The organism is Anaerococcus sp. C0059F3, assembly GCF_056590475.1.
Genome location: NZ_JBWPWE010000009.1, coordinates 84689 through 97224, shown reverse-complemented (window position 1 = coordinate 97224; position 12536 = coordinate 84689). Strand labels below are relative to the sequence as shown.

At 37.2% G+C, this 12536-nt stretch carries 11 protein-coding genes and 1 other annotated feature; of the genes, 6 read left to right on the top strand and 5 right to left on the bottom strand.

The features are described from left to right. The first annotated feature begins 28 nt into the window (after nt 1-28). The 4 genes from AC1EJ5_RS07195 to pepT all read left to right on the top strand — a co-directional run bounded on the left by AC1EJ5_RS07195 (nt 29) and on the right by pepT (nt 4363). Nucleotides 29-1234, top strand: a complete 1206-nt coding sequence (locus AC1EJ5_RS07195; protein ID WP_223417872.1) for an ABC transporter substrate-binding protein — start codon at nt 29-31, stop codon at nt 1232-1234. Next, complete coding sequence (locus AC1EJ5_RS07190; protein WP_479815433.1) at nt 1231-2259, top strand: FecCD family ABC transporter permease; 1029 nt, start codon at nt 1231-1233, stop codon at nt 2257-2259. The genes AC1EJ5_RS07195 and AC1EJ5_RS07190 overlap by 4 nt, the downstream gene beginning before the upstream one ends. Then, entirely contained in the window at nt 2256-3053 is a 798-nt protein-coding gene (locus AC1EJ5_RS07185; RefSeq protein WP_223417868.1) for an ABC transporter ATP-binding protein, read from the top strand. The genes AC1EJ5_RS07190 and AC1EJ5_RS07185 overlap by 4 nt, the downstream gene beginning before the upstream one ends. Nucleotides 3054-3124: 71 nt before the next feature. After that, nucleotides 3125-4363 carry a peptidase T gene (pepT, locus tag AC1EJ5_RS07180; RefSeq protein ID WP_308749214.1) on the top strand — a complete coding sequence of 413 codons (1239 nt, stop codon included), beginning with the start codon at nt 3125-3127 and terminating at the stop codon, nt 4361-4363. A 26-nt stretch (nt 4364-4389) separates the two neighbouring features. On the opposite strand, the gene murJ is transcribed toward pepT, so the two are convergent. The 3 genes from murJ to AC1EJ5_RS07165 form a co-directional block, all read right to left on the bottom strand. Continuing rightward, on the bottom strand, nt 4390-5895 hold the full coding sequence (murJ, locus tag AC1EJ5_RS07175; RefSeq protein WP_223417866.1) for a murein biosynthesis integral membrane protein MurJ: 1506 nt from the start codon (nt 5893-5895) through the stop codon (nt 4390-4392). A 150-nt stretch (nt 5896-6045) separates the two neighbouring features. After that, entirely contained in the window at nt 6046-6780 is a 735-nt protein-coding gene (locus AC1EJ5_RS07170; protein ID WP_263285012.1) for an amino acid ABC transporter ATP-binding protein, read from the bottom strand. After that, the gene (locus AC1EJ5_RS07165) at nt 6758-8332 is read right to left on the bottom strand and encodes an ABC transporter substrate-binding protein/permease (RefSeq protein WP_223417865.1); all 1575 of its coding nucleotides are present in this window, start codon (nt 8330-8332) and stop codon (nt 6758-6760) included. The genes AC1EJ5_RS07170 and AC1EJ5_RS07165 overlap by 23 nt, the downstream gene beginning before the upstream one ends. 65 nt (nt 8333-8397) lie before the next feature. After that, nucleotides 8398-8624, bottom strand: a binding site (T-box leader). A 202-nt stretch (nt 8625-8826) separates the two neighbouring features. On the opposite strand from AC1EJ5_RS07165, the gene AC1EJ5_RS07160 reads away from it, so the two are divergent. After that, entirely contained in the window at nt 8827-9618 is a 792-nt protein-coding gene (locus AC1EJ5_RS07160; RefSeq protein WP_317847234.1) for a P-loop NTPase, read from the top strand. After that, a complete protein-coding gene (locus AC1EJ5_RS07155; protein WP_223417864.1) occupies nt 9619-10629 on the top strand; it encodes a DUF1002 domain-containing protein in 1011 nt (336 codons plus the stop codon). Nucleotides 10630-10677: 48 nt separating this feature from the next. Here AC1EJ5_RS07155 and AC1EJ5_RS07150 read toward each other — a convergent pair whose 3' ends face one another. Both AC1EJ5_RS07150 and AC1EJ5_RS07145 read right to left on the bottom strand, forming a co-directional pair. After that, complete coding sequence (locus tag AC1EJ5_RS07150; protein WP_479815429.1) at nt 10678-11835, bottom strand: C40 family peptidase; 1158 nt, start codon at nt 11833-11835, stop codon at nt 10678-10680. Nucleotides 11836-11889: 54 nt separating this feature from the next. After that, complete coding sequence (locus AC1EJ5_RS07145) at nt 11890-12480, bottom strand: HD domain-containing protein (protein WP_479815427.1); 591 nt, start codon at nt 12478-12480, stop codon at nt 11890-11892. Between the last annotated feature and the right edge of the window lie 56 nt (nt 12481-12536).

Sequence of the window (12536 nt, the reverse complement as noted above, 5' to 3'; positions counted from 1 at the left end):
AAGATTTTTTATAATTTAAGGAGGAATTATGAAAGCAATTAAAAAAATATTTTATGCCCTAACCATAAATGCTATTTTATTAGGCGGTCTTAGTGGATGTAATAAGGATAATAAAGAGACTAGTCAAGTAGAAGAAAAGGTAGAAACAAAAGAGGAAGCCTCAAAAGTTGAAGAAAAGACTGAGAATAAAGAAGAAGCCTCAAAGTCTGAGGAAAGCGCAGAAAAAAATGGTGAAACTAGGACTATAACAGACCACGCTGGCAATGAAGTCACCTTACCAAAGGAAATTAAAAGGGTTGTAATAGACCAAGTGCCAATCCTATCTACTTATATGGCCTATCACGGGGGCGAGGCTCCATATATAGTTGGTTATGCAGGAAGTCTAAAGCAAGTGGCAGAAAAAACTGTCCTTAAAGACATTGCTCCAGAGCTAATGGATGCAGAAGAAACTGTTCACGGCCAATCAGACCTAAACATAGAAGAGATTGTAAAATTAAAACCAGATGTTATTTTTTATAATGCTACAAACAAAGACCGCTACGAAGCCCTTAAAAAATCTGGCATTCCATGCGTAGGTTTTGCCACAATCGGGACTCTAGGCCAAGCAGACCCAATCGACAGATATGGCCAATGGCTAAAATTATTAGAAGATGTCTTTGGAGAAGAAGGAAAAACTGATGATTTCCTAAAGGCAGGAGAAAAAATTGTAAAAGACGTTGAAGAAAGAATCGCAAAAGTTGACGAAAAAGACAGACCAAACGGCATGATCTTATGGAAATACAATGAAGGCGTGCCAATGGTAGCAGGCAAGGGTACTTTTGGTGATTTTTGGCTAAAGAGAATTGGCGTTTCAAATGTCTTTGAAGATGCCAAGGGCTATGCCAAGGTCAATGTAGAAGAAATTTATAAGAAAAATCCTGGAATTCTTTACCTAGATGGACCAGGCCTATTAAATATGACTACAAGTGATGTTTTTGATAACAAGGTCGAAGGCTTTGATTTCTCAACAATGGATGCAGTTAAAAATAAAAGAGTATATAATTCAAAACTTGGTATGTGGAACTGGCTTACACCAAACCCAGACGCACCTTTAGTCTATGCTTGGCTTGCAAGTGAGACCTATCCAGAAGCCTTCAAAGACTATGACCTAAAGAGCGAAATTAAAGACTATTATAAGACTTGGTACAAGTACGATTTAACTGACGAACAAATCGACGATATGTTTGACATATGATAAAAAAATTATTGATCAAAGAAAGAAAATTTAGGCCAATGGGCCTATTTATACTAATAATCCTGCCAATAATAGCAAGCCTCTTTGGCCTTAGCCTTGGCAGGATGCCTTTAAGTCCTAGAGAAATTCTAGGATTTTTGCTATCATTTTTAAAGAATGAACCCTATGATCCTATGCTTGAATCGGTGATTATTAATATTAGGCTACCGAGGATACTTACAGGCCTAGTAGTAGGAGGAGGGCTCGCTGTGGCAGGACTCGCCTTCCAGTTAATTTTTTCAAACCCACTAGCCACACCAGATATTCTGGGAGTTGCCTCATCGGCAAGCCTTGGGGCAATCCTTGGCATTGTCTTATCCCTAGGTACTTTTCAAATTCAAATCCTTGCTTTGGCGACAGGACTTTTGGGAGTGTTTTTTGTCTTGAAAATAAGCAAAAAAGACGGGAGAATGTCAACAATAATGTTGATTTTATCAGGCCTAGTTATATCATCCCTTGCCAACGCTTTTGGGTCACTTTTAAAATACATGGCAGATCCCACAGACAAACTTCCTGCTATAAGCTATTGGTTAATGGGGTCTTTTGCCAGAAGCTCCTTTAAAAATATTGGCCTTGCGGGGCCCATTATTATTTTAGGAATCCTTATGATCTGGATGCACGGCTATTCCCTTAATATCCTTAGTCTTTCAGAAGATGAAGCAGAAAGTTTGGGTATAGATGTTAAGAAAACCAGACTAAGACTAATCCTTGCATCTACAATGATAACAGCATCCTCGATCTCCCTATGCGGGCAAATCGGTTTTATCGGTCTTATAATTCCTCACATGGCAAGGATGATGGTTGGTGCTAATACTAAGTATCTCCTACCAGTAACCCTGTCTTTAGGAATGAGCCTCATGGTAATAATTGAAGCTTTGTCAAGGACTATGTCGGTAGTGGAACTACCTATATCAATACTTACAGCTATAATTGGAGCTCCAATATTTATAAGGCTTATCAGGACTAGCGGAGGAGTTTTTAGATGAAATTAGAAGTAAAAAATGCTAAATTTTTTTATAAAAATGACGAAATTTTATTTAAAGACCTATCCTTTAACCTTGAATCTGGAGAAATCCTTGCAATCATGGGTCCAAATGGAGTAGGAAAGACTAGCCTAATAAGGGCTATATGCGGCTTTGAAAAATTTAAGGAAGGCGGGGCGTTTTTAGATGGTAAAAATATAGAAAGCTTTGATAAGAAAGGATTTTGGAATAAGATTTCCTATATACCTCAAAAAAGAGAGGCGACTTTTGCTTATACAGGTCTTGATATGGTTGTTTTTGGACTTGCAAGTAAGATTGGCCCCTTTGGAAATCCAAGCGAAAAAGACTATGACCTTGCAAAAAACCTTATGGATGACCTGGGCATAGGCAATCTTCATAATAAATTGTGTTCAAAGATAAGCGGTGGGGAACTTCAAATGCTTATAATAGCAAGGGCTCTAATAAAAAATCCCAGCCTTCTTATCCTAGATGAAGCTGAAAGTGGGCTTGATTTTAAAAATCAGTTAAAGATAATAAATTTACTAAAAGATTTGGCGAAAAAAAGGGGTATAACTATTGTTTTTAATACCCATTATCCAAATTATGCCTTAAAAATTGCCGATAAGGTTTTGATTTTAAGAGAAAAGGGCGATTACTTTTACGGATCAAGGGATATAATAAATGAAGAAAATATTAAAAAAGCATTTGGAGTTGATGCTTTGATTAGAAATATCGATACAGACCAAGGCAAAGAAAAAATTTTAATCCCTTATAGATTATCCGAAAATATTAATTAAATTTGTGGGTTTGTATTTCGGGATAAAAAATAGGGAAATTGCGATTAGGCGAAAATTATATGAGGAAAATTATGGAAGAAAAAATTATAAAAGATAAATTGGTAGAAAATTTTCTTAAATATGTGGCTATTCCTAGCCAATCTGATGAGAAGAACAAGGATGTGCCTTCATCTTTTGGCCAGCTAGAATTAGGTAAGGTTCTTGCAACTGATCTAAAAGACTTAGGGCTTAGCGATATAAGTATTAATCAATTTGGAGTTGTCCAGGCAAGGCTTCCTAGGAGGGGCGAGGGCAAAAAATCTCTTGGTTGGGTTGCCCATCTTGATACTGTGGATGTGGGTTTATCCGATAAAATTCACCCACAGATTATTAAAAACTATGATGGCAAGGATATAAATTTGAATGAGAATGTGGTTTTTTCTAGCAAAGAAAATCCAGAAGTTCTTGCCTATATTGGCGATGACATAATTTTTACAGATGGTTCATCAGTACTTGGGGCTGATAATAAGGCAGCTATTGCAAATATTATGACTGCCCTTTGGTATCTGAAGGAAAACCCTCAAATAAATCACGGAGAAATTTATATAGCCTTTGTTCCTGATGAGGAAATTGGGCTTAGGGGATCTAGGAAGATTGACTTTGACAAGTTTAAGGTCGATTATGCTTACACTATAGATTGTTGCGAGCTTGGGGAATTAATTTACGAAACCTTTAATGCTGCAAGCGGGACTTTAAAAATAAAGGGAATCCCTGCACACCCAATGTCTTCAAAGGGAAATTTAGTAAACCCAATAATGATTGCCCATGATTTTATTTCCATGCTTGACAGGGCAAAGATGCCTGAAAATACAGAAAATAGGGAAGGATATATCTGGGTGACAGACATTAATTCCGATGTTTTGAATCTAAGGCTAGATTTTAATATAAGAAACCATGACAGGGAGAAATTTGAGAAAGCTAAGGCTTATCTCTATGAAATAACAGAAATATTAAAGAAAAGATATAAAAAAGCAGAAATCGAAATCCAAATCGAAGATGTTTACGATAATATAGCTGATTCCATGAATGATGAAAATAAAATTGCGGTAGAAAGACTTAAGGAAATATTTGATAAGCTTGAAATCGAGCCAAAAATAATCCCAATGCGAGGCGGGACCGACGGTTCTTTCTTATCAACAGTAGGAATTTTCACTCCAAATTATTTCACCGGCGCCCACAACTTCCACTCCAACAAAGAATTTTTGCCAATAGATAGCTTGTACAAATCATTTTTGGTGACCTTGGAGTTGATGAAGGATAAGAAATTATAAGAAAAGCCCCACTTAGGGGCTTTTTCCTATCTAAACTTTTTGATTTTCTTTGTAAATTTCTCCTTTATTTCATCAAGGCCGTCCACTTTAAGGGCGAAGATGATGGCTAGATATACGACTGAGGCAAGGAGGATTGTTACTAAGAGCCAGAAGTTTGATGGTCTAAGTTTGTAGGTGTAGTTAGCTGTGAATCCTAGGGCCGCTGCTCCAATTGCAATTTTGCCTATATTTTTAATTATATAGGCATTATCGAGTTTACCAAAGTGTTTTACATACATAAGGCTTGCTAGGCCTACAAGTACAAATTGGCTTAGGGTTGTCGCTAGGGCAAGTCCCACTAGGCCATATTTTCTACTTAGGGCGAAGTCTAAAAAGACGTTTACAGACAGCTGGATAAAGGAGATGATGGTTGGGATTTTGGTATTTTGTACAGAGAAAAATGACAAGTACAAAAGGTCCGCAACCGCAGGTCCTATCAAATAAATTGTGTAATAGAAAAGCACGTCGGCTGTCCTAATCATATCTTCATAGCCAAAGGCTCCACGCATGTAGACAAAGGAAATGATTGGTCTTGATAAAACCATTAATCCCACAAGGGATGGGATAAATAAAATCATGATTTTGACCATTGTTTTTGAGGTTATATTTTTAACCTCATTGAAGTTTCCTTCTGCAGCGAGCTTTCCAATTATAGGATAGGCTGTGATTTGAAAAGGCACTATGAAGGTCGATGAGACAATTCTTAAAATCTTTAGCGAATAGTTTATAACTGACACACCACCGTCATTGGCAACTATTGAGGCAAATGACTGGTCGACTATGGTTGAGATATAAACTGCTGCCATAGAAAATATGGTAGGAATTGATAATTTGATCAAGGTCCTGATGTCCTCATCAATTTTTGCCTTGGCCCTTTTTCTCCTAAAACCACTTTCCTTAATTTTTTTAGGAAAAACTGCAAATTGAACAAAGTAGGCTAGGAAAATTCCTGCCGCCATGATGTAAATATTGCCCTTTGAAATCGCCACTGTGATTCCCAATATTATATTTAGGATAAGAAGGGGTAGGGCCGGGGTTATGAAATCACCCTTGATTTGTAGGTAGGATGAAAAGATAGCCGCATAAATATTTGGGTACATGGTTAAAATAACTGCCCTCATAAAAAGCGAAGCGATTTTGAGTTTTTCCCCGTCATAGCCAATAGCAAACATCTTTACTATATAAGGCGCAAAGACAAGTCCCAATATCATAATGGTGGTGCACAAAAATAGGGAAAAGTTTAAAAGCTTATTGGTAAATTCATCTCCTGCCGCCTCCCCTCTTTCTTTGCTTATCTTTGAAAAGCTTGGGATATAGGTCTTTGATAGGGCATAGGTGATGACTGAAAAAATCAAGGTCGCAGCTGTTGTAGATGTGTTAAAGGCATCTGTGATAGCACTTGTCCCATAAAAGTAGGAAAAAACCATCTCCCTAAAAAAGGAAAATAGCTTGCCAATAAGGTTTAGGACCATGAGTATGAGGGTGTTATTCATAAGATCCTCCCATCTCTATTGGGTCTTTTTTTCTCCCACTAAAAAGTAGATAAGCAGAGAAAATCCCTGGCTTATCTACCATATTTTTTGAAATTAAATTTTTTTGTCTAGGGTCATTTGAGAACCAAATATTTTTAAAATTTATTATCATTAGTTGTTTAAGAATCTCTTTAAGAATTCTTGTGTCCTTTCATGTTTAGGGTTTTCAAACATTTCTTTGGCAGAACTGCTTTCTAGGATTATACCCTTATCCATGAAAAGTACCCTATCTGAGACATCTCTTGCAAAGTCCATCTCGTGGGTTACGACAACCATGGTCATACCAGACTTGGCAAGTTTGGTCATAACTTCAAGAACCTCTCCAACTGTCTCTGGGTCAAGAGCGCTTGTTGGCTCGTCAAAGAGTAGGACATCTGGATTCATACAAAGGGCACGAGCTATAGCCACCCTTTGCTGTTGACCGCCTGAAATTTGGCTTGGTTTGGCATTTACGTATTGGGCCATGCCTACAGATTCCAGATATTTTATGGCTGTGGCCTTGGCTTCTTCTTTGGATTTTCCTAAAACTTTTTCTTGGCCAACCATACAATTTTCTAGGATATTCTTGTTGGCAAAGAGGTTAAAGTTTTGGAAAACCATGCCCACCTTGGACCTGTATTTTCTCCTGTCAAAGGAATGGTCTAGGATATTTTCGCCCTCATAGATAATTTCGCCACTTGTTGGTTCTTCTAAAAGGTTTAGGCAGCGAAGAAGTGTAGACTTACCAGAACCTGATGAGCCTATGATTGTAACTACTTCGCCCTTTTCAACTTCCATATTAATGTCTTTTAAGACTAGGTTATCGCCGAATTTTTTTTCTAAATTATTTACCTTGAGTATTGACATTTATCGCTCCTGTTGATGATTCTAATATAAAGTCCCTATCGTTAAACCTTCTTTCAAGTAGGAGTAGGATCCTAGTGATGGTGAAGGTTAAGACTAGGTAAATCACTGCTGTGATTAGGTAGGTTGGGAAATATTGGTAGGTTGATCCTGCAACAGATTTAGACATGAAGAATAATTCTGTAACAGAGATTACGTTAAGAACTGATGTATCCTTGATGTTAATTACAAACTCATTTCCAAGAGATGGAAGGATGGTTCTAATGGTTTGAGGAAGGATAATACCAGTCATTGCCTGCCAGTTTGTAAGACCAATGGCCTTGCAAGCCTCAAATTGTCCGCTGTCTACCGCATTGATACCACCACGGACTACTTCTGATAGGTAGGCACCGGTGTTGATTGATACGATTAAAATCGCTGCAAATATTGTTGATAGGTCGATGTCGAAATATTGTTTTAGGCCGTAGAAGATGATTACGGATTGAACCATCATTGGTGTACCCCTAAAGACTTCAACATAGACTGAAAGCAATACATTTACAAGTCTATGGAAGTAATATCCAATAGGATTTGTTCTTTTGTTTACATCTATTCTTCTTATTATTGCAACAAGTAGACCGATTATAAAACCTAGGATGGTTGATAAAATCGCAATGAAAAGTGTATTTACAACACCCTTTAGGAAGAGGGAAGAATACTTGCCCCAGATTTCCTTAACTTCTGTAAGGAAGGTCTTTGGAGCTTCGTCCTTTGTAGTAATTTCTACCATCTCGGTCATAATTTCATCTTGGACCTTGTCAATATCAAGGTCTTTGAGGTAATTGTTGATTTCTTCTGTCATCGGTGAGCCTTTTACAAGACCTACTGCTATTGTTGTATCAGAATCTGAAGTCTTAAAATTATGCTCGTCATCAAATTTAATATATGTTAGGTTTGGGTTTGAAGAAATGGCTGATTCAGCGCCGGCTTCTTCTGAAACGTAACCATCGATTGTGCCTGCATTTGTAGCAGCAATCATGGTTGGGAAGGAATCCATTGGTTCTTGTTTGATAACTCCCTCCATTTGATCAACCATGTCAGCGTGGAAGGTACCAAGCTGGCCTGTTATCTTTGCTCCCTTAAAATCGTTGATTGACTTTGCGTTTATATGTTTTGAATCTTTTGGCACAACCACAACCATCTTTGCCCTGTAATATGGAAGGGAAAAGTCGATTTGCTGGCGCCTTTCGTCTGTTGGGCTCATACCTGCAAGGATGGCATCAATCTTGCCGCTGGTTAGGGCAGGGATAAGGCCGTCCCATTCGATTTTGTAGATTTCAAGTTTTTTACCAAGTTTATCTGCAATATTTTTTGCAAATCTTACATCGTAGCCGTTGGCAAATTCACCTGGTGAATTAGCTACAGGTACGCCTCCGTTTGAATCATCTGTCTCTGAGAAGTTGTAAGGAGCGTAGTTAACCTCCATACCAACCCTAAGTACGTCTTCGCTTGCATAAGAATTTCCTATTGGGAATAAGAGAATAATTGCAAGTAAGAAATTAACAAGTCTTTTCATAATATTCCTTTCATAAATTTATTTGATTGTAGATTTAAAAAAGCCCTTACTATCCATTTCTGGATAATAAGGGCGAAAATCGCGTTACCACCTTAATTTATGTATTTTTCACAAAACACACCTCTAAAAGTACAATCATACTCCTTTGCTATAACGTGCAAAACTCGTTCCCGGATCAAATCCCCGAGAAGACTCCAAGTCTTTATTCGCTAAAGTCTTTGATATCCCCTCACACCAACCGGGACTCTCTTGAATCAGTATCTTTAGTTACTCTTCTTATCTTCGTCGTTAGGATAAGTTTACACCTCAATTAAATTCTTGTCAAGTTATTTTGGTAAATTATTAAAAATAATGAAATTTTATGACTTTGCCAAAGAAGAAAACTCCAAAGCTTACAAAAATTTTAATGGAAATTTAAGCTAAATATCATATAATTAAGAGAGCATAGTTACTATGCTTTTTTCTTTTTAAAATAAAATTAACTAGGAGATGAAATGGAAAATAAAAAAATGAATTTTGATAAATTTAAAATAAATACCCAACCAGGAACTCAAATCGGCAAAATTATCGCTGTTATGAGTGGTAAGGGAGGAGTAGGCAAGTCTTCTGTGGCAAGCCAACTTGCAGTAAGCCTTAAGAACAAGGGCTACGAAGTGGGACTTCTTGATGCAGACATCACAGGCCCATCAATTGCCGAAGCCTTTGGTATTGACGAAGCAGTTAGGGGGACAGCTGAGGGAATTATGAGTCCAGCTGTGGCTGATAATGGAATTAAGCTTATCTCAACCAACATGATTTTGCCTAAAAAAACAGATCCAGTTGTTTGGAGGGCATCAATTGTGACAGGGGTTATCAAGCAATTTTATACAGATGTTGATTGGGGAAAAATCGACTACATGGTTGTAGATATGCCTCCAGGAACAGCAGACGTGCCTCTTACAGTCTTCCAATCCCTTCCAATCGATGGGGTAGTAGCTGTGGCAACTCCTCAGGGACTTGTTGAAATGGTTGTAGAAAAATCATTAAAGATGGCCAAGATGATGGGCAAAAACATCTTAGGCATAGTTGAAAATATGTCTTATTATGAATGTCCAGATTGTGGCAGCAAACACGAAATTTTTGGCAAGTCAAATATAGAAGAAGTAGCGAAAAAATACAATGTTGATACACTTGTCAAACTCCCAATCGACCCAAGTATTGCATCTAAAATCGATCAAGGGATGGCAACTGAGATTAACAATGAATTGTTAAATCCAATTGTAGAAAAAATAGAAGGACTAAAATAAATGAAAAAGAGAATATTTGGCCTTGTTATAGGCTTTTCGCTTGTTTTATCAAATCTTGCCCTTGCGGCAGGTTTTGATAAAAATAAGGACGATGTAATTTACGGTGTGGCCTTAAATGACCAACAAAGAAATATTGTCGATAATGCTGTTGGAATTGATGCTAGAGAATTAAATGTTGGCACTGTAAACGGTGCTGATCTAAAAAAATATCTTGGCTATGGAACTGATGATTACAATATGATTTCATCTATAGTTGTAAAAAGGCTTGAAAAAGGTTCTGGTATCAGGGTTATGATCAAGACTCCTGGTAATATCAACCAAATCACCGAAGCCCAATACACAAATGCAGCCATCACTGCAGGTATTACCGATGCGGAAATTTGCGTTGCAAGCCCAAAACCTGTTACTGGTGAATCAGCCCTTGTTGGGGTTTATAAATCAGAGGAGCTCCATGGAGAAAATCTTGATCCAGAAAGGACAAAAACTGCCCAAGATGAGTTAAAGACAGTGATAGAAGTCTCAAAGGAAAATGAAGACAATCCTCAATTTGATAGCAAAAAACTAGATGCAGCTGTGATTGAAGTTAAGCAAAACTTAGCTGATTATAAGGAAAAAAATGGTGAGACTGCTTCAGAAGAACAAATAGGAACCTATGTAATAAATGCCCTTAAAAATGTAGACATGGACAAGGTCCTTTCAGAAAATAATATCAATGTCTTGGTAAATTATTTTTCTTCTTATCAAAATACTTCTGCAATAGATAGCAAGGAAGTAAAAGACAATCTTTTCAAGCTTGCCAAAGATATTGGTGGCAAGGCTGGTAAATTTTATGAAGATAACAAGGATTCTATAAATAAATTTGCAAAAGATAATAAGGAAAATTTTGAAAAAATCGCTAAAGATGCCAAAGACTCAGGCCTCTTAGATAAGTTCATAAACTTCCTAAAAGATGTTTTTAATTCAATAATTAGCGTCTTTAACAAAGAAGCTGACAATTCAAACAATCAATAAGAAATAAAAAATTGCTGACGCGGGAAATTCCCTCGTTCAGCAATTTTTTTAATTTACTATTCTTTTTATTGAGATTGGGTTTCTGATTGGGCTTATGATTATACCTGTCCTTGGAGATGAGGCGTGGACCATGTTGCCGTAGCCATCAGCTATACCAACGTGGGTTATGTTATAAAGACTTGTTCCAAAGAATACCAAGTCTCCGGCCTTTTCTTGGCCAAATGGCACTTCTATACCATATCTTTGCTGGCTTTGAGCAAAGTGTGGAAGGCCAATTCCTATTGTTTGGTAAACTCTCATGGTAAAGCCTGAGCAGTCAATGCCGTTATAAAGGTCTTCGCCACCGAAAACATAAGGATTGCCCAAAAATTGAACTGCATAAGAATATAGGTCAATACCTGTTTGAGATCCTGTCATGTGGACAGTTATTTCTGGTAAATCACTAGTTGCTTCGTAGGTCTGGCCAGGAATTAGGTTGTAGACTGGACCTTGGTCAAAGACTGGAGTTTGCCTGTAGGTTCTTGAAGCATTTAGGGCATTGTAATAGTTATAAAACTTGTCAATGGTTTCTTGGTCCCTGTAAGAAAGGGCTAGGTCCTTAAAATGTATGTAACCAATTTTTTCTTCTGAGTTTGCTACTTCATCGTCAACGGTAACAGTACTTATATCATTTCTTCCAATAGTTTCAACAGGGACTGGGTCTAGTGTTAGGGTTTCTACAAACCCCTTCTTGGCCTTAGTCACCCTATCAGCTAGGTTTATAAATTTATTGTCAAAGCGATTTTGTTCATAGGAAACTTTTACAAAATCATCTACATTTATAAATTCAAGGATGGTAACCTTAGTTCCTTTTTTAAGCTGGTAGGAAGTGAGGTCATCAGCATCATCAGAAGGATCTTTTTTTATATTCGCATCCCTGACAAGGCTGGTGTGGTTTAGCTTGTAGAAATGATTTTTTTCAACATAGCCAATTTTGCCCTGATATTCTATTTTATAATAAAAATCATCCTCGCTAACCATATTATAAAGGTCTGTAGTATCGATACTTGCACTTGGACTAAGCTCGCCATTTTCTTCTGTGTAGAAGTTTGAAGAATCGGCGACTTCCTTATTAATCATTACAGAATCCGCAAGGGCGGTCTTTGGAAATAAGAGGCCCAAGCCTAAAAATATAGAAGCGAGATATGCTTTTTGTCTTTTTAGCATATAAATCTCCTTATACACTACAATTTTATAATTTTTTGTATAAAAAGTCAATAGCTAAAAGCGGTCATATAGATCATAGGCAAAGTCAACCAAGTCCTTTGAGAAGTCATTTCTCAAATAAGCAGGGTCAAGGTGGTTAATCCTCACCCTATCAAGCCCATCTGCATCCTTAAAAAGCTTGGCAAGTCTCTTTGTCCTTTCAAAATCATCACCATCTTTTATAAATTCCCTAATTGTCTCATCCATTATCTTATCATCTGTAGAATGGGCAGCAATAACAGCTTGGATTACATTATCGTCAGCCTTATCTGCATAGGAATAAGAAATTGATTCTAAGGCGGCCCTGTGACCGTGTTCTGTATCCCAACCATCGTTCACCCTTTTTGTATCGTGAAGACTAGCTGCATTTCTAAGAACATCAGTATCCCTCTGGTCAAGTTTATAATGGAAGGCCAACAAATGGGCAAAGAATATAACTCTTTCAATGTGGTCTTGGCCGTGAATATGGGAATCAAAAAGTATATCCCTATTTAATCTTTGGTAAGAATCCTTCAAGATCTCAAAATAGTCTGATTTTATAAAGTCGTCTATATATGGATAAGACCTAATCCAAGCCTCATTTTCTAATATATCTATAATTCTCATAAAAAGCTCCTTTCATGATTTATTTCTTATAATTTATACCCAATATTGTGTCATTT